The 20304-nt window shown below is 51.5% G+C and carries 21 protein-coding genes; all 21 read left to right on the top strand.

From position 1 onward, the window contains the following. Window positions 1–49: 49 nt before the first annotated feature. The gene (gene argS / locus AC15IQ_RS04000) at window positions 50–1732 is read left to right on the top strand and encodes an arginine--tRNA ligase (protein ID WP_483177391.1); all 1683 of its coding nucleotides are present in this window, start codon (window positions 50–52) and stop codon (window positions 1730–1732) included. 10 nt (window positions 1733–1742) lie between these two features. Continuing rightward, window positions 1743–1976: a DNA-directed RNA polymerase subunit delta gene (gene rpoE, locus AC15IQ_RS04005; protein ID WP_483177392.1), complete on the top strand. Its 234-nt coding sequence runs from the start codon at window positions 1743–1745 to the stop codon at window positions 1974–1976. A gap of 2 nt (window positions 1977–1978) precedes the next feature. Next, complete coding sequence (locus AC15IQ_RS04010) at window positions 1979–2614, top strand: MBL fold metallo-hydrolase (protein WP_483177393.1); 636 nt, start codon at window positions 1979–1981, stop codon at window positions 2612–2614. Window positions 2615–2687: 73 nt separating this feature from the next. Beyond that, entirely contained in the window at window positions 2688–4313 is a 1626-nt protein-coding gene (locus AC15IQ_RS04015) for a CTP synthase (RefSeq protein WP_483177752.1), read from the top strand. 76 nt (window positions 4314–4389) lie between these two features. Beyond that, window positions 4390–5466, top strand: coding sequence for a lipid II:glycine glycyltransferase FemX (locus AC15IQ_RS04020; protein WP_483177394.1), 1077 nt, complete (start codon window positions 4390–4392; stop codon window positions 5464–5466). Between the two features lie 8 nt (window positions 5467–5474). After that, on the top strand, window positions 5475–6629 hold the full coding sequence (gene alr, locus AC15IQ_RS04025; protein WP_483177395.1) for an alanine racemase: 1155 nt from the start codon (window positions 5475–5477) through the stop codon (window positions 6627–6629). Between the two features lie 15 nt (window positions 6630–6644). Continuing rightward, window positions 6645–7541, top strand: a complete 897-nt coding sequence (gene sppA, locus AC15IQ_RS04030) for a signal peptide peptidase SppA (protein WP_483177396.1) — start codon at window positions 6645–6647, stop codon at window positions 7539–7541. Window positions 7542–7556: 15 nt separating this feature from the next. After that, window positions 7557–8141, top strand: coding sequence for a YIP1 family protein (locus tag AC15IQ_RS04035; protein WP_483177397.1), 585 nt, complete (start codon window positions 7557–7559; stop codon window positions 8139–8141). Window positions 8142–8212: 71 nt separating this feature from the next. Next, entirely contained in the window at window positions 8213–8587 is a 375-nt protein-coding gene (locus AC15IQ_RS04040; RefSeq protein WP_483177398.1) for a response regulator, read from the top strand. 20 nt (window positions 8588–8607) lie between these two features. After that, window positions 8608–9462, top strand: coding sequence for a class II fructose-1,6-bisphosphate aldolase (locus tag AC15IQ_RS04045; protein WP_483177399.1), 855 nt, complete (start codon window positions 8608–8610; stop codon window positions 9460–9462). Window positions 9463–9477: 15 nt separating this feature from the next. Next, window positions 9478–10119, top strand: coding sequence for a fructose-6-phosphate aldolase (fsa, locus tag AC15IQ_RS04050; protein WP_483177400.1), 642 nt, complete (start codon window positions 9478–9480; stop codon window positions 10117–10119). Between the two features lie 25 nt (window positions 10120–10144). Then, window positions 10145–11140: a class II fructose-bisphosphatase gene (glpX, locus tag AC15IQ_RS04055; RefSeq protein ID WP_483177401.1), complete on the top strand. Its 996-nt coding sequence runs from the start codon at window positions 10145–10147 to the stop codon at window positions 11138–11140. 267 nt (window positions 11141–11407) lie between these two features. After that, the gene (rho, locus tag AC15IQ_RS04060; RefSeq protein WP_483177402.1) at window positions 11408–12712 is read left to right on the top strand and encodes a transcription termination factor Rho; all 1305 of its coding nucleotides are present in this window, start codon (window positions 11408–11410) and stop codon (window positions 12710–12712) included. A gap of 116 nt (window positions 12713–12828) precedes the next feature. Then, on the top strand, window positions 12829–13683 hold the full coding sequence (locus AC15IQ_RS04065) for a M23 family metallopeptidase (protein ID WP_483177403.1): 855 nt from the start codon (window positions 12829–12831) through the stop codon (window positions 13681–13683). 98 nt (window positions 13684–13781) lie between these two features. Further along, window positions 13782–15029 (top strand): radical SAM family protein, encoded by a 1248-nt coding sequence (locus AC15IQ_RS04070; RefSeq protein WP_483177404.1) that lies wholly within the window; start codon window positions 13782–13784, stop codon window positions 15027–15029. Between the two features lie 24 nt (window positions 15030–15053). Continuing rightward, window positions 15054–16046: a 3'-5' exoribonuclease YhaM family protein gene (locus tag AC15IQ_RS04075; protein WP_483177405.1), complete on the top strand. Its 993-nt coding sequence runs from the start codon at window positions 15054–15056 to the stop codon at window positions 16044–16046. A gap of 97 nt (window positions 16047–16143) precedes the next feature. Next, window positions 16144–16347, top strand: a complete 204-nt coding sequence (rpmE, locus tag AC15IQ_RS04080; RefSeq protein WP_483177406.1) for a 50S ribosomal protein L31 — start codon at window positions 16144–16146, stop codon at window positions 16345–16347. Window positions 16348–16447: 100 nt separating this feature from the next. Then, entirely contained in the window at window positions 16448–17359 is a 912-nt protein-coding gene (locus tag AC15IQ_RS04085) for a DUF1385 domain-containing protein (RefSeq protein ID WP_483177407.1), read from the top strand. A 32-nt stretch (window positions 17360–17391) separates the two neighbouring features. After that, entirely contained in the window at window positions 17392–18459 is a 1068-nt protein-coding gene (gene prfA / locus AC15IQ_RS04090) for a peptide chain release factor 1 (protein WP_483177408.1), read from the top strand. Beyond that, a complete protein-coding gene (gene prmC / locus AC15IQ_RS04095) occupies window positions 18460–19335 on the top strand; it encodes a peptide chain release factor N(5)-glutamine methyltransferase (RefSeq protein WP_483177409.1) in 876 nt (291 codons plus the stop codon). It begins immediately after the preceding gene. Then, a complete protein-coding gene (locus AC15IQ_RS04100) occupies window positions 19310–20284 on the top strand; it encodes an L-threonylcarbamoyladenylate synthase (RefSeq protein WP_483177410.1) in 975 nt (324 codons plus the stop codon). Before prmC ends, AC15IQ_RS04100 begins: the two co-directional genes overlap by 26 nt. Window positions 20285–20304 lie beyond the last annotated feature (20 nt).

The raw sequence follows: 20304 nt of genomic DNA on the forward strand, positions 1-20304 counted from the left end.
CCCATATAAGGTAGAATATATGTGGTAAATAAAGACCGAGGAGGACAACATGAACCCCATTGAGGAAATCAAATCCGCTTTACGAGGCGTCATCATATCGTCTTTGCACAAAGCCCGGGCTGAACAAGCCCTGGTGTTCGAGGAGATTCCCCCTTTCGTTATCGAAGTGCCCCGTGAAAAAGGGCACGGAGATTTTGCCTGTAATGTGGCTATGCTGATGGCCAAGTCAGCCCGCCGCAAGCCGCGCGAAATCGCCGCCATCATAGTAGACCATTTGGACCGGGAGGGCCTGGATTATTTACAGCAGGTGGAAGTAGCTGGAGCGGGCTTTATCAACATATTCCTGCATCCTCAATGGCTGTACAACATCCCCAGGCTAGTTTTACAGATGAAAGAGGCCTATGGCTCAGCCCCCCGCAATGGCAAACGGGTGCAGGTGGAATTCGTCAGTGCCAACCCTACCGGCAACTTGCACATGGGCAACGCCCGTGGGGGAGCCATAGGGGACTCTCTGGCTAATGTGCTTCATTATGCGGGTTATGACGTGAAGCGGGAATTCTACATCAATGATGCCGGCAATCAGATCGAGATTTTTGCGGAATCACTGGAAGCCCGATATCTGCAGCTTAGCGGACAGCACGTGCCTTTTCCTGAAAACGGCTATGCCGGCCAGGATGTGGTGGATACCGTAAAAGGCATCCTGGCTCGGGAGGGAGATCGGTTCTTGAATATGGATTCAGCCCAGCGACGGCAACTTCTGGTTGCCATGGCATTAGAGGAAAAGCTGGCCTATATAAGACGGACCCTGGAGAGCTTTGGCATCCACTATGATGTCTGGTACAGCGAAAAAACCTTGCATGAGAGTGGCCAGGTAAATGCAGTCATCGAAGAGCTGAGGCAGAAGGGCTATATATATGAGAAAGAAGGAGCACAATGGTTTAAGACTACTCAGTTCGGTGATGAAAAGGACGAAGTGGTCATCCGCGCCAATGGGCTGCCCACCTATTTTGCCGCTGACATAGCCTATCACAAGGAAAAATTTCAGCGCGGTTTCGATTGGGTCATAGATGTGTGGGGCGCCGACCATCACGGTCATGTGGCCCGCATGAAAGGAGCCATGACTGCACTGGGATTAGACCCTGCTGGGCTGGATGTGATATTAATGCAACTGGTGCGGCTTTATCGGGGCGGACAGATCGTTCGCATGTCCAAACGGACCGGCACTACGGTGTCATTAGACGAACTCATCGAAGAAGTGGGCCGGGATGCGGCGCGTTTTTCCTTTGTTATGCGCAACCCAGACAGCCACCTGGACTTCGATTTGGAACTGGCCAAACAGCAGAGCCTGGAAAATCCGGTCTATTATGTGCAGTATGCTCATGCCCGCATCTGCAGTATTTTCCGCCAGGCCCAGGCCGGGGGCATACAATGGCATCCGGGCAGTGAAGTTGATATGTCGGTCTTAAAGGCCACAGAGGAGATAGCTATACTCAGGAAGGTTGCGGAATTCCCCATGGAAGTGGAGATTTCCGCCAAGACCCTGGCCCCGCACCGCATCGCCCGTTATGCCCTTGATCTGGCAGGTTTGTTTCACAGTTACTACAATCATTTCCGGGTGCTCCAGGATGACCTAATTTTGCAACAGGCCCGCTTGAATTTGATGAAAGTAATACAAATCGTTATTGCTAATGCTTTGGCCATCATTGGGGTCAGTGCCCCAGAACAGATGTAGGAGGTATAAGATGCTGACACGTAAAAAGAGCGAAGCTGACTGGGCAGTTGATATCCTCACCGTAAACGGTGAACCGATGCATTATATGCAGCTCATCACTGAAATCGCAGAAAAGATGGGTAGAAAGACTGATACCAACACTTTGACATCCATCTATACCCGGATAAATTTAGACAACCGCCTGCTCTACCAGGGAGAAGGCTACTGGTTCTACCATGTTAATCGAGCCACAAGGAGGGAATAAGCATGATAATAAACTGGTTGGGGCATGCCTGTTTTGTGATCGAGAGTTCTGCCGGTAAGATCATCACCGATCCTTTTGACAGCCAACTTGGTTATCAGCAATATCGGCAGCCAGTCGATATTGCTACCGTGAGCCATCAGCACTGGGACCATAATGCCGTACAGACACTGCAAGGTAATCCTGCGGTGGTTTCGGAGGCAGGCCAATTTGAGTTCGGTCCATTGAAGATCACCGGGGTGGAGAGTTTCCACGATTCGCATGGAGGACAACAGAGGGGCCGTAACATCATATTTAAGCTGATGGTGGAAGATCTTAACCTGGTGCATCTGGGTGATCTGGGCCATGTCCTGGAGCCTTCCCAGATAGAGGCTATCGGACCGGTGGATATCCTTTTGCTCCCGGTAGGAGGGGTTTATACCATTGACGCTAATCAGGCCAAGACCGTAGCCGAACAATTACAACCTGCGGTCATCATTCCCATGCATTATAAGACCAGGCACCTCAGCTTCGAACTGCAGCCCCTGGAGAAGTTTACCGGGCAGTTCGACAAAACCGTTAAAAAACCTAGCCTAAAGGTAACCCGCAGTGACCTGCGGGAGGCGGCGGGAGTAGTGGTATTGGACTATCCGGGTGGTTGACCTGTTTAGACAAAGAGGTTACAATTCAAAAGAATGGGTAAACTGAACCAGATCTGGGAAAGCGGGGAACGGAATAGTGACTAAGTATATTTTCGTAACCGGAGGCGTTGTTTCTTCGCTGGGCAAAGGAATCACCGCTGCTTCATTGGGGCGGTTATTGAAAAGCAGAGGTCTTAAGGTAGCTCTGCAGAAATTTGATCCTTACATAAATGTGGATCCCGGCACCATGAGCCCGTATCAGCACGGTGAGGTGTACGTCACTGAGGATGGAGCTGAAACTGACCTCGACGTGGGCCATTATGAACGCTTCGTAGATGAGAACCTGACCCGCCTTTCCAACTGTACCACTGGACGCATCTACCAGGCAGTTATTGATAAGGAACGACGCGGGGATTATCTGGGACAAACCGTGCAAGTCATCCCCCATATCACCAACGAAATCAAAGAAAGAGCCCTCCTGATTGAAAAAGCCGAGCATCCCGATGTGGTTATCACCGAAATCGGCGGTACTGTCGGTGATATCGAATCCTTGCCTTTCCTGGAAGCCATACGCCAACTGAAATTTGACCTGGGCCGTGACCGGGTCTTATATATACATGTGACGCTGGTCCCGCATATTCGGGCTGCCGGTGAATTAAAGACTAAGCCTACCCAGCATAGTGTCAAAGAATTGAGGAGTATCGGTATTCAACCCGACATACTGGTGTGCCGTACCGAGATGGAACTTTCCATGGATCTTAAGGCCAAAGTAGCCCTGTTCTGTGACGTAGATCGTGAAGCGGTCATCCAGCTTACCGATGCGGACTCTATCTATGAGGTTCCCTTGATGTTAGCCAAAGAGGGGCTGGACCGGCAGGTCATCAAGCGCCTCGGCCTGCAATGCGGCGAGCTGGACCTGGCCGAATGGGAAACCATAGTGGAGCAGATCCATCATGTGGATAAACAGGTGGTCATCGGGCTGGTGGGCAAATATGTGGAATTGCCGGACGCTTATCTGAGCGTGGTCGAATCCTTGAAACATGCCGGCTTCCAATTCAAATGCGATGTGCGCATTAAGTGGATCTATGCAGAGCAATTGGAGAAAGATGGCCCGGAGTCATTGCTGGCTGATGTGGACGGCATTCTTATCCCGGGAGGCTTCGGAGAGCGGGGCATTGAGGGTAAAATAATGTCAGCCCAATATGCCCGCCAAAGGCAGATCCCGTTTCTGGGGATATGCCTGGGAATGCAATGCGCGGTGATTGAATTCGCGCGCAATGTGTGCGGCTTGAAAGGGGCTAACAGCTCCGAATTCGATGTCCTCAGTCCCCATCCCGTGGTGCACTTGATGCCCGATCAGGAACTTATCGAAGCCAAAGGCGGCACCATGCGACTGGGAGTTTACCCGTGCAAATTAGCTGACCATACGGTTGTCTCCCGCTATTACCAGCAAGCGGTAATTCAGGAACGGCACCGCCATCGTTACGAGATAAACAATGACTACCGGGATGTTTTGGTCAGGCATGGCATGACCATTAGCGGACTGTCGCCTGATGAACGCCTGGTGGAAATAATCGAAATCAGCGATCACATCTATTTTGTGGCCTGTCAATTCCACCCTGAATTTAAATCCAGGCCCAACCGGCCCCATCCGTTGTTTACCGGATTGATCGAAAACAGCATCAAGTACCGTCAATCCCGGCAAAGCCTGGAAGGCTGATCCCTGACCACACCCAAGGGATACCTGCCGGCCAGCATGGCAAGAATAGTGATGAGCATCTCTGAAGGGGAAAGCCATGTATAAAACCAGAATTATCGAGGCCAAGGACAAGGCTCGCTATAATAAATTCATCGCCAGCCATCCCAAAGGACACTTCCTGCAACTCTGGGAATGGGGGCAGGTCAAGAACTTGACCGGATGGAAGCCCATAGCATTGGCCTTGGAAAAAGATGGAGAAATATGTGCGGCGATGTTGATTCTCAAGCGCAGTCTGCAGGTACCGTTGCTCAACCGCTGCATATTCTACGCACCGCGGGGTCCGGTGGCGGATGCCGACAATCGTCAGGAGCACTGCTTGTTATTTGAATTTGCCCGACAGATTGCCCGCCGTGAGGGGGCAATTTTCTTGAAGATCGATCCTGATGTGGCAGTGCCCAATCAAGCCTATGCAGAGATACTCAAAGCCTGTGGATTCAGGCATCGGGAAGCCGGGCTGAATTTTGAAGGAGTGCAGCCGAATTATGTCATGCGTCTGGACCTAAATCCTGAGTCTGAACAACTGCTGGCCAATATGCATCAGAAATGGCGTTACAACATCAAACTGGCCGCCAGAAAGGGAGTCACTATAACCCAGAACCAGGAACAGGATGATCTTAAAGTATTTTACACCATATTGGAAGAAACCGCTGAGCGTGACCATTTTCTCATCCGCGGTTATGAATACTTCGAATCCATCTGGGAACATATGATAAAAAACGGCTATGCGCGTCTATTCCTGGCCTACTACAAAGACGAGGTCGTGGCCGGCACACTGGCTTTTATTCTGGGGGATAAGGCCTGGTACCTTTATGGTGCATCAAGCAACCGGCACCGCAATGTCATGCCCAATTACCTCCTGCAATGGGAGATGATAAGCTGGGCTAAAGCGCAGGGCTGTAAGCTCTATGACTTCAGGGGAGTTTCCGGGGACATGGATGAGAACAATCCATTGTACGGCTTGTATCGTTTCAAAAAGGGTTTTAACGGGGTATTGACCGAATTCATCGGTGAATGGGATTGTGTTTACCAGTCTGCCTGGTATTGGCTGTGGACCAGGGTCTTGCCGGTTTATTTGGGGCGCAGGCGCAGCGGCGCAGGTCAGGGAGGCGACTAGCTTAATCCATGTATGACAAATGGGTGGAGATCGATGATGATGCTATACTGAGCAACCTTGACGGGGTGCGTTCCCTGTTGTCAGAGCCGACCCTACTGATTGCGGTGGTCAAGGCCAACGCTTATGGGCACGGCATGGTGCCAACCGCCCTTCTACTGGAGAAAAACGGGGTAGATCATTTTGCGGTCACCTTTTTGTGGGAAGCTATGGAATTGCGCCGGGCAGGACTTAAAGGGGATATTTTACTGCTCAGCCCGCTGGTGGAGGAGGAGGCTGTCAGCCAGGCCATAGAAATGGGAATAACGGCGATGATATCCGCCCCTCGAGATGCTGTCCTGGCTGACCGGGTCAGCCGGAGCCAACAGCAGCAGTTTAAGGTACATCTCAAGATAGAGACCGGTCTGAACCGTTTTGGACTATCCTGCGAGGAGGCCTTGCAGGTTTGCCAGTCATTAAGTCAGAATCCCTTCATATACATTGAAGGGATATATACTCATATGGCTCATGCGGGAGACCGCGACCCAAGCTATACTAAACAGCAGTTTCAAAGCTTCAACCGAACCGTCGACCGCTTAAAGGCCGAAGGCTATCACATCCCTATCCGGCACTGTGCCAATAGCACCGCCACCTTGCGTTTTCCTGAGATGCATCTGGACGCGGTGCGCGTCGGAACCCTGCTCTCCGGGCAGTACCCTGTGGGGGAGATGCCCCGGCCGTTCACATTGCAGGATCCGTTTCAGTTTAAAGCCAGGGTGATTTCTATTCAGCATCGTCCGGCTGGAAGTTCGGTGGGCTACTTCAGAACCTACAGCCTGAGAACAGCAGCCCGCATCGCAGTGTTGCCGGCGGGTTTTATCGATGGGGTGGCGGTGGAGGTTGCCAACCCTCCGAGCGGGGGATTGGACGCGATCAAGCGGGCTTTAAAGATGTTTCTGGCCTGGCGGCGCTTCTCCAGGTTCACCGCTCGAGTGTATATTGAAGGCCAGCCTTGCAACGTAGTCGGCAAGGTTTATATGCAGTTCACCCTGGTGGAACTGCCTGACCATCTAGAGGCAAAAGTGGGCAGTGAGGCCTCACTGCCAGCCAAAAAAACCCTGGTTCCCCCTGCGGTGGTCCGGGTGCACCGCCAGCAGCGCGATCGGACCAAAGCTGAAGGCCATTAAAAGAGGAGGTCGACCGTGAAAAAAAGGATTATTATAGGATTAATACTGGTGTTTCTGCTTATTCTGCTGATAATGGCAGTGCAGAGTGTGAGCCAGCCTCGAGCCGGTGCAAGCTTAAAAGGCGGTGACAAAATCGGGGTGATAGATGTTTCCGGGACCATTACCGGCACCAGCACCACCAGCCTCCTCACTGGCACCACCAACAGCGCCCGGGATATTATGGCTATTATTCGTCAAGCCGCTTCGCGCCCCGATATCAAAGCCGTAGTGTTGCGGGTGGATAGTCCGGGAGGGACTTCGGTAGCCTCGCAGGAAATTGGCATGGAACTGGATAAACTTCGGGCAACTGGCAAGCCGGTGGTTACCTCCATGGGAGATGTGTGCGCTTCGGGTGGCTATTGGATTGCTTGCAGCACCGATCATATTATGGCCAATCCGGCCACCTTGACCGGCAGCATTGGGGTTATAATGGAACTGCAGAATGTGCAGGGACTTTACGAAAAGATTGGGGTCCAATCGATTGTCATCAAGAGCGGTGAACACAAAGATATGGGATCTCCCTTCCGGGAACTCACCGCAGCCGAACAACAACTATTGCAGGGCATCGTGAACGATTCTTATCAGCAGTTTATCGATCAGGTGGTGAAAGGACGAGAGGGAAAAATAACCCGGGAACAGTTGCTGCCCCTGGCTGACGGGCGCATTTTTACCGGAGCCCAAGCCAAAGAGCTGGGATTGGTGGATAGCCTGGGCGATTATTATGACGCAGTGGACCAGGCTAGGGTCATGGCCGGCATGTCAGGGGAGGCCCCCATCGAGGTGCTAAATCAGCAGGACATGTGGAAACGCTTGTTTACCAGCTTGGATTCTGTCCTGGGAGGTAATCAGCCTCAAGCCAGGTTATATTATTAACTGGAGGATCTGGGTTTGACCTTATTGGATATCCTATACGGATTGATTTTTCAACCACAGGCAACCATGCGCGAATTGGCCCGTACCAAACCGCTATTGGCAGCTTCGTTGGTGTTTGTGGCGGTTTACCTGGCTAATATGTTATTACAGCAGGCCAGCCGCTCTATCACTGAGACTGGTCTAGGACTCTTACCGGCATCCCTGGCTGGGCTTTTAGGAGCAGTGGGAGCGGCTGTGTCAGTAGCCATATGGTTTATTGTGGCGGGACTGTTTTCTCTGCTGGCGGAAATAATATATGGGTATGGCAATGGCAAGGGGGTACTGACCTGTCTGGGATTTGCCGCTTTCCCCGGCATCTTCGGACCGGCCCTGTATTATGCGTCTATTCTGGTCAATCTGGAGCCCCTGGGCATGGTGTTCTATGTCATCTCCATTTTGTGGGTTATTGGGTTGCAGGTGCTGGCCTTGCGCGAAGCTCTCACTCTGACTACCACACAGGCAATTTTAGTATATTTGCTGCCTGTGGTCATGTTGCTGGGTATATTGGTCTTGCTGCTGGTCATGGGGGGGCTGGCCTTGTCTTCTTTGCCCCTGCCTTAGCAGGATGTTTATAAACCTATGCAGAAATGTAAATATATGTGATATATTTGACGCGGGGGAGGAGTAATAAAATGCGCCCTGAAATACTAATTGTAGATGATCAGAAGGGTGTACGGCGCTTGTTGGAGGAATTGTTCAAAAAGGACAATTGGATTGTTCATACTGCCTCTGACGGCCTGGAGGCCGTAGATAAAATCGAGCAGATTTCACCCCATATTATATTGATGGATATGAAGATGCCCAATATGAACGGCCTGGAGGCTTCACAGAAAATTCTCCAGAACCATCCCCAATTGACCATCGTGATGATGACTGCCTATGGGGAGATGGACGTTATCAAGAAAGCCCTTGATGCCGGGGTCAAAAGGTGCATCACCAAACCGTTTGATATAATGAACCTGCGCCAGGTGGTGCAGGAAATGGTAAGCGTTGATACGCTTCAATAAAATTTGACGAGGTGATCGATATGCCGCTAGTAGGGGTTGACGCCCTGTTGGAGCAGGCTCAGAGGGAAGGCTATGCCGTAGGGGCCTTCAATGCCAACAATATGGAGATAGTTCAGGCCATCATTCAGGCTGCAGAATTAGAGCAGTCCCCGGTGATTATGCAGGCCAGCCAGGGCGCCATCAAATATGCCGGACTGGAGTTTATTACTGGCATGGTGAGAATTGCAGCGGAGAACAGCCCGGTCCCGGTAGCCCTGCACTTGGACCACGGCACTGATTTCGGCCAGGTGGTCAGGTGCATCCGCAGCGGGTTCACGTCAGTCATGTTCGACGGCTCCAAACTCAGCCTGGAAGACAACATCGCCACCACTCGCAAGATTCTGGAGATCGCCAACCCTATCGGGGTATCCGTGGAAGCCGAATTGGGAAAGATAGGGGGAACCGAGGATGATGTCCATGTGAGTATGCGTGAAGCCTCTTTTACAGACCCTGAAGAAGCACGCTATTTCGTTGCCCAAACCGGCATCAAGAGTCTGGCCATAGCCATCGGCACAGCTCATGGACAATACAAGGGTGAACCCCGCCTCGATTTTGAACGCCTGGCCACTATTAAAAGCCTGGTCAACATCCCCATCGTCTTGCATGGATCTTCCGGGGTTCCGGATGAAGCGGTGCGTAAAGCCATATCGCTGGGGGTATGCAAGGTCAATATTGATACCAACATCAGAGAGGCTTTTGTGGGAGCGATGAGGAAAGTCATGCAGTCTAAACCAGATGAGATCGACCCGAGGCAGATTCTGGGACCGGCCCGGCAAGCCGCCGTTGAGATAATCCGCGACAAAATGCGGGTATTCGGCAGCAGCGGCAGACTTTAGAAAAAGGAGATAATAGTGCGCATCTTTATCGATTCAGCCAACATTGAAGAAATCCGGGAAATAAACGCTATGGGATTCCTGGAAGGAGTAACTACCAACCCCACTCTGGTCGCCAAAGAAGGGCGCGATTACCATCAGGTGATCAAGGAAATCTGTGAACTGGTTGAGGGGCCTGTTAGCGCGGAAGTGATTTCTCTGGAATATCAGGGGATGATGAATGAAGCCCGCCAGTTGTCAGCTATTCACCCTAATGTAGTGATCAAGGTCCCCATAACCGAAACCGGTCTGAGGGTCATATCCAGTCTGGCTAAAGACGGCATCAAAACCAATGCCACTTTAATATTTTCCAGCAACCAGGCGATATTGGCAGCCCGTGCCGGAGCTGCCTATGTGAGCCCCTTTATCGGCCGCATTGACGACATCAGCTATGATGGCGTGGCATTGCTGACGGATTTGATCGAGATCTTGGACCAATATCTGTTGGATACCGAAGTGATCGCGGCCAGCATAAGGCATCCGCTGCACGTTACCGCCGCCGCCCGAGCTGGCAGTCACATAGCCACGGTGCCTTTTACGGTACTTAAACAGATTATCAAGCATCCTTTGACCGATGCAGGCATTGAGAAGTTTTTAAACGACTGGAGGCAGGTTTATTAAAACCTTGAAGTAGGGGGTATTTACTGTGGAGAGGGAATTGGCGCTGGAGTTTGCCCGGGTCACTGAGGCCGCTGCCCTGGCTGCGTCTCGTTGGGTTGGCAAAGGTAATAAGGATGCTGCTGATGATGCAGCCGTAACTGCTATGCGAGTCATGTTCGATACGGTTGCTATTGACGGCATTGTTAAAATAGGCGAGGGGGAAATGGACGAAGCTCCCATGCTGTACATAGGTGAGCGGGTAGGTATGGGGGTGCCTCCGGCAGTGGACATCGCGGTGGATCCACTGGAGGGGACCAATATCGTAGCCAAAGGAGGAGTAGGCGCGATAGCCGTGCTAGCCGCCGCCCCGCGTGGGTGTCTGCTGCACGCCCCGGACATGTATATGGATAAAATCGCTGTAGGCCCGGAATGCAAGGGCCGCGTACACCTGGATGCACCGGTCAAAGAAAACCTCAAAGAGGTGGCCCGGGCACTTCATAAGCTCATAAGTGAAGTAACCGTAGTCATTTTGGACCGCCCTCGCCATGACCACATTGTGGAAGAGGTGCGCCGTGCCGGGGCACGCATCCGGCTGATCACTGATGGTGATATCTCTCCGGCAGTAGCCGCCGCTTATGATGACTCCGGAGTAGATATATTGATGGGCATAGGGGGAGCGCCTGAAGGGGTCATCAGTGCCGCTGCGCTCAAATGCCTGGGGGGCGATTTCCAGGCCCGCCTGTTTCCAGAAGGTCCAGAAGCGGACGAAGAGGTTCGACGCTGCGCTGAAATGGGCATCGACGATACCAGCAGACTGTTCACCATTGATGATCTGGTCAAGTCCGAGGATGTTATTTTTGTTGCTACCGGCATAACTGGCTCGTTTTTGCTCAAAGGCGTTCGTTACCATAAGCGGCGGGCGACCACCGACACTCTGGTCATGAGAAGTATGTCCGGAACCATTCGCCGCATAATTGCTGATCATCATCTTGATAAAAAGCCCTTATTCAGAGATAATCGTATTAAGCTCAGAATGGACTGAGCCCGTTGATTTTGCGTATTATTAGGATTAAACGATCCGAAAATATGAGATAATACCTGGCAGAGGCTTTTTACGGTGTTGTCTACCCCCTCCCAGTCAAACTGGCTGGGACATCAATCTGATGAAGCAACCCTCATAAATAAGCATGTCGGTCGTCCAACGGCAATAAACCGATCTGAACAACACTCTCCCGGTTAATTCATTAACTATGACTTAATAGCGGCTGCACCGCTAAGTAAAAGACTAATATAACGAAAGGATGTTGGTATGAAGGGAGGACAACGGGAAGACAAGGTAAATATCTCTGAACTGGAAAACAAGAATATGCTGGAGCTGTACCAGATCGCACGGGAACTGAATCTGGCCGGATATTCCAAGCTGCGCAAAAAAGAGCTGGTATTCGAGATCACTAAAGCCTTAACCCATTCCGATCAGCTCTTGCAAGCTCAGGGCATTCTGGAAATAATGCCGGATGGATACGGCTTTTTGAGGCCGTTCGGCTATCTGCCCAGCCAGGACGATATTTATGTTTCACCTTCCCAGATAAGAAAATTTGAATTACGGACTGGTGACCATGTTAATGGTCAGGTGCGTTCTCCTAAGGACAATGAGCGCTTTTTTGCTCTGCTCAAAGTAGAGGGTGTCAATGGTTTCCCTCCTGAAGACTCTATCAAAAGGATTCATTTCGACGCTCTAACCCCCTTGTATCCCACGGAGAAAATACACCTGGAGACCAGCCAGCGTGAGTTGTCTACTCGCATCATCGATTTGATAGCTCCTATCGGCAAAGGGCAGCGGGGCCTGATCGTGGCGCCTCCCAAGGCAGGTAAGACCATTCTCTTGCAGAAGATCGCTCAGGGGATCAGCGAGAATCACCCCGATATCGTGTTGATCATTCTGCTGGTCGACGAGCGGCCTGAGGAAGTCACCGATATGCAGCGTTCCACCAAAGCCGAGGTGGTGGCCTCAACCTTCGATGAACCCCCAGAGAACCATGTTAAAGTAACCGATATGGTTCTGGAACGTGCCAAGCGGCTGGTGGAACACAAGAAAGATGTGGTCATTCTCATGGACAGCGTCACCAGGCTGGCTCGTGCTCATAACCTGGTGGTACCACCCAGCGGCCGTACTCTGTCCGGAGGAATTGATCCGGCTTCATTGGATAAGCCCAAACGCTTCTTCGGTGCGGCACGCAACATTGAGGAAGGGGGCAGCCTTACCATCTGCGCCACAGCCCTGGTAGAGACTGGCTCCCGGATGGACGAGGTAATTTTCGAGGAATTCAAAGGCCGCGGCAATATGGAACTGGTCCTGGAAAGGAAGCTGGCCGAGCGGCGTATCTTCCCGGCCATCGATGTCAAACGCTCCGGCACCAGGAAAGAGGAACTGCTTTTAAGCGGCGAAGAGCTAGAACTCATGTGGAATCTGCGCAATATGTTCAGCGATTATAACCCGGTGGAAACCATGCAGATGATTCTGGATACCATGAAAAAGACCAAGAGTAATCAAGACCTGTTACGGGCAGCACCACTGGTATTCGGCAAAACTGATCATGCTCGTAAATCCTACTAGAAATAAGAATAATTCCCATCTGTGCTGCAGTTTCTCAAATATGGATGAATAAATGCCTTGGCTTATGTGGAGACTATGGTAGAAGTTGACTATTGGTCTCTAAAGCGAGGTGTACTATGAGAAACAAATGGATCAGCTCACTGCTGGTTGGCTGTATCCTTCTGGGTACTGTGGCGGGACCGGTCTCGGCTGCGCTATGCCCGGGAGATTTCTTGCCCTGGGTTTCTGCAGTGATAGAGGAACCGCAAAACCGGCTTGTCACCAGCAGGGAGTATGTGGTAAGAGAAGGCGATACCCTGTGGGGCTTGTCCAGGGAATACCATGTTGATCTGGAAACATTCCTGTTGATGAACAATCTGGACGAAGATACATTGCTGACTATAGGCAAAACCCTAAAAATACCAGTCTCGACCTGCACTGTCAAAAAGGGAGATACCATATTTTCACTGGCTGACAGGTATCAGGTCAGCGTGGAGGACTTGATGATGGCCAACCACAATATTGACCCGGAACAACTCGCGGTCGGTGAAGTGCTGATCATACCCGTCCGGGAAAATGAAACCGTGGCTATGGCCAATTCACCCTCACGAGGATTAATTCAAGCTGTAGTTTTGGGTTGGCCATTGGTCGGCAGAATCACTTCTGAATACGGGTGGAGAAAGTCGGGCTATCACCATGGGATCGATATCGCCAAAGAGATCGGCACCCCGATCAAAGCGGCAGATGACGGTACGGTGGTCTTCAGCGGAACCAAGTCGGTTTATGGCAAAACCGTTGTGATTCGGCACAGCGATGGCAAGGAGACCCTATACGCTCATGCGCAGAGCATTCTGGTCAGCAAAAACCAGAAGGTGCGTAAGGGGCAGACCATCGCATTGGTTGGCGTTACGGGCAGAACCACCGGTCCTCACTTGCATTTTGAAGTTAAAATAAATGGCAAGACCATCGACCCTATGAAATACCTGCAGTAAAAGACGCCCCCATAAGGGGGCTTTTTTTATGGGCAATTATAAGTTAGGCTATTACTAGTCACAACCGCCAGAGAGGTATTAGTCAGTATATGTATTATATGATGTACAGCAATGAGAATGGGGAGTGGATGGAAAACCCACATTACACCATGTTGGGGAGGAGCGGCAACAGTTGGGTGATCCCGGAGCGCAGCGAAATGATGCTTCTGCCCAAAGGATCTTCATTGGTGACCATTCCCGGTTTTTTCCCGGTCGGCTTAGGCACTGACAATCAGGTTATTTGCCTTAATAGTGACCCCTATTCTCCGGGCAAGCGGGCTGATGTTGTGGCCGCTCTGCTTCCTCAGGGTTTTACCCGCACACTGCTGCCGGCCTGCATTCCCCGTTCACAAGCGCAGCACGTTCCCCTGCTAGGATACACTGCAGTCGGCTTTAAGAGCGGCAAAGTATATGCGGCAGCGGTGCAGAACGACCGCCATCATTCCTGGCACCCGCGCTATTATAATACCGAAAAGCTCAGCAGCCGCATCTATCGCATGTTGAGGAGATTTCCCCGCAACCGCATCCTGAGGCAACTGGCCAAGTGTTCGCTGCAATATGGGTGTTTCACCGCCCAAAACCTTTTTTATCAGCGCTGGGAAGCGGGGATTCCTACCACCCCGGTCTGCAATGCCGATTGTCTGGGGTGCATTTCTGAAAAGCACGGTGAAGTTGATTCTCCACAGCACCGCCTCGATTTTATACCCACTTCCGAGGAGATCGTAGAACTGGCCGTCGATCATCTGCAAAACGCTCCTCAGGCTATCATCAGTTTTGGGCAGGGGTGCGAGGGTGAGCCCTCTCTGAACGCTGCTCTGCTGGCTCCGGCCATCGGGGAAATCCGCTCCCGGACCGAAAAGGGCACGATCAATATAAACACTCACGGAGGCAATTATCAACAGCTCATCAAAATGTTTGCTGCTGGCCTGGATGCCATCAGGGTGACCTTATTCTCTGTGGTGGAAGAACATTATCAATTGTACCACCGCCCCAGCAACTACAACCTGAGCCAGGTGGGCAATACTGTCAAAGCCGCCCTGGACCGCAATATACAGGTTTCGCTAAATCTGCTGGTTCTGCCCGGGTTTACCGATCATCCCCGGCAAATTGAAGCTTTGTTGAACTTTGTGAGGGAAAATCCTCTGCATATGATACAATTGCGCAATCTCAACATTGACCCCGCAGTGATCGATCGCAACCTGGGGTTCGAAAGCGGGGCTGTGGGCATTACCACCATGTTAGGAATTCTGCAAAAAGAAGCCCCACAGGTAAAACTAGGTTCATATACCCATGGAGTTAAAAGATAATGTCACGAAAGCGAGGTACATCCAGTGAGCATCCCCGGGCCGTATAAAAGTAAACAAGTGGGAGAGTTGCCTCCAGGTTCAAAGTTCTGGGGCAAGTTCCTGGTTAGTGAGAAGAACCAACGCAAGACCCGCAACGGCGGGGAATTAATTAATCTGCGCCTGGCTGACCAGACCGGATTTCTGGAGGTGGTGGTGTGGGACAATTGCCAGCTGCAAGGGGAGTTGCGCAAAGGGGTTGTGATCGGCATGCAAGCCGACACCAGCCTATATAACAACCGTCAGCAGATCACCGCCAGGCGCATCCGGATATTTGATGAAGACCCCGCTCCCTATATGCAGGTCGCTCCCGTACCACGTGAAACCTTGACTGAAGAACTGCTGCAACTGGTACAGTCAGTCACTGATCAACACCTTTCCAGGCTGCTTAAAACCATATTGACCCCGGAATGTATCAGCCAGTTGAGCACCACTCCAGCCGCCAAACGCATCCATCATAATTACCTGGGGGGGCTTTTGGAGCATACCCTGGCTGTAGCCCGGATGTGTGATAAAGCTGCTCAACAATATCAAGATTTAAACCGCGATCTCCTGATAACGGGAGCCATATTGCATGATATCGGCAAAATAAAGGAGTTCGAGCTGCAGGTCACCCCGGAATATACTGTGGAGGGAAAACTCCTGGGGCATATCGTGATCGGTTATCAACTGCTCGACCAGGCTATCGAAAAATTGCGCCGGGAGGGTCACGACTTTCCGCCCCTGTTGGAGAACATGGCTAAACACCTCATCCTCAGCCATCACGGCAGCCTGGAGTTTGGTTCACCAGTCAAACCACTCTTCCCTGAAGCCTTTTTACTGCATGTGATGGATAACCTGGATGCGAAAATGTTTGTATATTTCGAGAAAATGGTTTCAAAGGAAAACATAGAACAATTCGTTACCCCTTATGACAACTTTCACCAGCAGCAATTCTTTACCTACCGCTACCGCGCTAAAGATGAGGCAGGGCCGCAATGAGTGTTATTGCTGCTTGTGTTTTTAGATCAGAATTGATATAATCGTTTCTGCAGCTATTAGGGTTGCTACTATCGGTTACCCGAAACGAGGTGAAACCATGAAAGACAAAATTCATCCCCAGTTTGCGAAAACCACCGCTAGATGTGCTTGCGGAAATGAATTTGAAGTAGGCTCCACCAAGGCCAATATCAGAGTGGAGGTTTGCTCCAAGTGTCATCCTTTTTACACAGGCAATAAGAGTCGGGTGGTCGACACCACCGGCCGAGTGGATAAATTTAAGAAGAAATATGGTTTAGGATAATAGCAAGTAGCAGAGACGGAGTTCTCTGCACTTTTTTATGTCACATCAGAGCCAATTGAGGCTCTGATTCTGTTCTCAGCAAGGCCAGGTGGTATTAAAAATGGAAAGAAAATTCCCCTATGGAGGGATGGCGGTAATCGAAGGGGTAATGATGCGGGGTCCTGCCAAAACCTCTATTGCTGTACGCAAAAGCGATGGCAGCATAATATTGGACGAACAGCCCAATAGTGATTGGTCCAAACGCTTCCCCTTTCTCAAGTGGCCGTTTATCCGCGGCACCTTTGTTATGATCGAGTCGCTGGTAGTAGGCATGAAAATGCTCAATTACTCAGCTAATATGGCCTTGGATGAGGATGAGGAAGAACTGAGCTTCTGGGAGATCCTGATCACTATGGTGGTCGCTTTCGGATTAGCCATACTGCTATTCATGGTCTTGCCTACTGCCATCGTGCATTATCTGCACGGCTATCTGACCGGACCCTGGGTGCAGAACCTGGTTGAAGGCTTTATCCGCATTGCCTTTTTCTTCCTGTATGTGGCCGCCATAGCCAGGATGCCTGACATCACCAGGGTATTCATGTACCATGGTGCAGAGCATAAGACCATCTTTGCCTATGAAGCCGGTAAAGCGCTCACCCTGGATAATGTGAGACAGCATTCTACGCTGCATCCGCGTTGTGGCACTTCATTTCTGCTCATAGTTATGGTCATATCGATAGTGGTTTTCGCGCTTCTGGGCGAAGGCACTTTGTGGTATCGCATATGGTCGCGCCTGGCCGTCCTGCCGGTGGTGGCCGGTCTCGGTTACGAATTCTTAAAACTAAGCGGAAGATATTATGGACAGGGGTGGCTCAATTTTCTGATAGCCCCGGGATTATGGATGCAGCGCCTGACTACTCGTGAACCCGATGATGGTCAGATAGAAGTAGCTATCGCCGCCTTGCAGCGCTTGCTGGATGAGGATTGTCAAAGCTCGCTGCCTAAACCGCAGGTGGGCGGCGTGGTAGGATAAATATAGCATAGCTTTCTTCAGGAGGTATGAGTGTGCTTTCCAAGCTGGATAACCTGGAAGATAAATATAACCAACTAACTGAACTGCTCAGCTTGCCTGAGACCATTTCTGACCAGCAGAAATATCAGAAAATAGCCAAGGCTCATGCTGACCTTACCGAAATCGTCTCAGCTTATCGGCAGTATAAATCGGTTTGTTCCCAATTGGCGGAGGTCCAGGAGCTGCTTGGCGAAGAACACGATCAGGAATTTCAAGCCCTCTTGGAGAGTGAACTGGAAGAACTCAAAACAGCCCAGACCGAACTGGAAGATGCATTGAAAATCCTGCTACTCCCCAAGGATCCCAATGATGACAAGAGCGTTATCATGGAAATTCGGGCAGGAACTGGTGGAGAAGAGGCGGCTCTGTTTGCTAATGACCTGTTCCGTATGTACAGCCGTTTTGCCGAGGAACAGGGCTGGAAGATAGACATCATGGATTCGCATTATACCGACATCGGCGGCATTAAAGAACTAATTTTTGTAATTGATGGGCAGGGAGTGTACAGCAAACTGAAATATGAATCCGGAGTGCACCGCGTACAGCGGATACCTACCACAGAATCGGGGGGGCGCATCCATACTTCGGCCGCCACAGTGGCGGTTTTGCCCGAGGCTGAGGACGTAGAGGTGAACATTGATCCCGCCGAAATCAGAGTGGATGTGTACTGCTCCAGCGGACCGGGAGGCCAGTCGGTCAATACTACTCAGTCTGCGGTGCGCATTACCCACCTTCCTACCGGTTTGGTTGTGACCTGCCAGGATGAGAAGTCTCAGCACAAGAATAAGGCCAAGGCTCTAAGGGTTTTGCGCGCCCGGCTCAAAGAGATGCTGGAGGAAGAAAAGAACGCTGAATACGCCGGCACCCGCAAAAACCAGGTGGGAAGCGGAGACCGCAGCGAGCGTATCAGAACTTATAATTTTCCCCAGGGCAGAGTCACCGATCATCGTATCAACCTCACCCTGCACAAATTGGACATTATTTTACAAGGACAGCTCAAGGAGATCATTGAGGCCTTAGTCGCACACGACCAGGCTGAACGCTTGAAACAGGTGGAATAAGTGGCCCAGGAATGGACAATCCAGCAGCTATTATCTTGGACCACCCGGTATTTTCAGGACCGGGGCATCGCCGCAGCTCGTCTTGAGGCCGAGATTTTGTTGGCTTTGGCCCTGGGGGAAGACCGGGTTTTTTTGTATACTCATTTTGATGCCCCGGTAAACCAGGTGGAAAGGGAAAGGTTTCGCAGTTTCATCCAAAGACGGGCAGCTCATGAACCTCTGGCTTATATCACCGGCCAACGGGAATTCATGTCCCTGAGTTTTTGGGTCGGGCCGCAGGTTCTGATACCGCGGCCGGAGACGGAATTGCTGGTCGAGACCGCTATTGCCTGGTGTGGCGACCGGGATGTGCGCATATGTGATATGGGGACTGGCAGCGGGGCTATCGCGGTCAGCCTGGCCTATTATCTACAGCCCAGACAGGTGATTGGTGTTGATATTTCCACGGCCGCGCTGGAAATGGCCCGGCGCAATGCGGAGCGGCATGGGGTTAAGGTTGAATTGCACTGCAGCGACCTTTTCAATGACATTGACCCCTATTGGGACTTCGACCTCATCACCGCCAACCTGCCTTATATACCAGAAGAGGAATATATCACCCTACCGGAGGATGTTCGTGCCTATGAGCCCAGACAGGCACTGTTGGCAGGTGGGGACGGTCTCGATATTTACCGGCGGCTACTGCCACAGGCCATAAAACGCCTTAGGCGGGGAGGATGCCTTATGTTGGAAATAGGCGCAGGGCAGGGATCTGCTGCTGTCAAACTAACCCAGGAGTTCGGTTCCAGCCAGTTGGTGACTGACCTGGCCGGAAGGGACCGCCTGCTCATCATCAGAAAGGAAAACCAGCATGGAAACCAAGCGCTGGATAATTGATAAAGATTCTCCCCAGAAAGAGTTTATCGATGAGGCGGCTGCCCTGCTTAGCAGGGGAGAACTGGTGGCTTTTCCTACCGAAACAGTCTATGGCCTGGGGGCTTGTGCCTTTAACCCCGAAGCGGTAATGCAGATTTTCGAGGTAAAAGGTCGTCTGCCGCAGAGCCCGCTCTTAGTTCATGTCAGCAATCAGACTCAGGTCAAGACATTGGTTACCGCGATCCCGGCCCCAGCAAGACTATTGATGGAGCACTTTTGGCCCGGCCCCCTGGCCTTAATACTGCCAGCCTCGGCTCAGGTTCCCGGTGCGGTGCTGGGGGGCAAGACTACCGTGGGCCTGCGCATGCCAGCCCACCCGGTGGCCCTGGCTCTTATCGAAAAGGCCGGACCGATAGCCGCCCCCAGCGCCAATTTGAGCGGCCGGCCCAGTCCGGTTTCTGCCCAGCATGTACTGGATGACTTGGGAGGCATGATTGCTGCCATACTAGATGCAGGACCTACTGGAGCGGGGCTGGAATCAACTATTATCGACCTCAGCCTGGACAGGCCTGAAATACTGCGCCAGGGAGGGTTGCCGGTAGAAGAATTGGAAGCACTGCTGGGATGCGGATTGAAGGCTTGGTCCAGTGCTAAACCGGCTTATAAGACCGGGGACATGGAGATCATCCTGGGCGAAGATGGAGGGCTATGGATGAGCTTGATGACGGAAGCAGACCGGGATGAGACGGCAATAGTGCATTATGGAGAAATCCCTGCTCTGGGTATGGCACATAGTATCAAAACATATACATTGAATTTAGAGGGGCAGGGCCAAAACCTATTTGCCATAATCCGTGAAGCCGAAGCAAAGGGGTATAAAAAACTGATCTTTGCCCCGCTGCCGTCCGCTCTGAGTGGAGTTGGCCGCGCTTTGGCAGAACGCATCAGGCGCGCTGCAGGAAGACAATAATTTTACATAAGGAACGGTAG

Origin of the sequence: Syntrophomonas sp. DTU019 (genome assembly GCA_913757435.1) — a bacterium.
GTDB lineage: Bacteria > Bacillota > Syntrophomonadia > Syntrophomonadales > Syntrophomonadaceae > DTU019.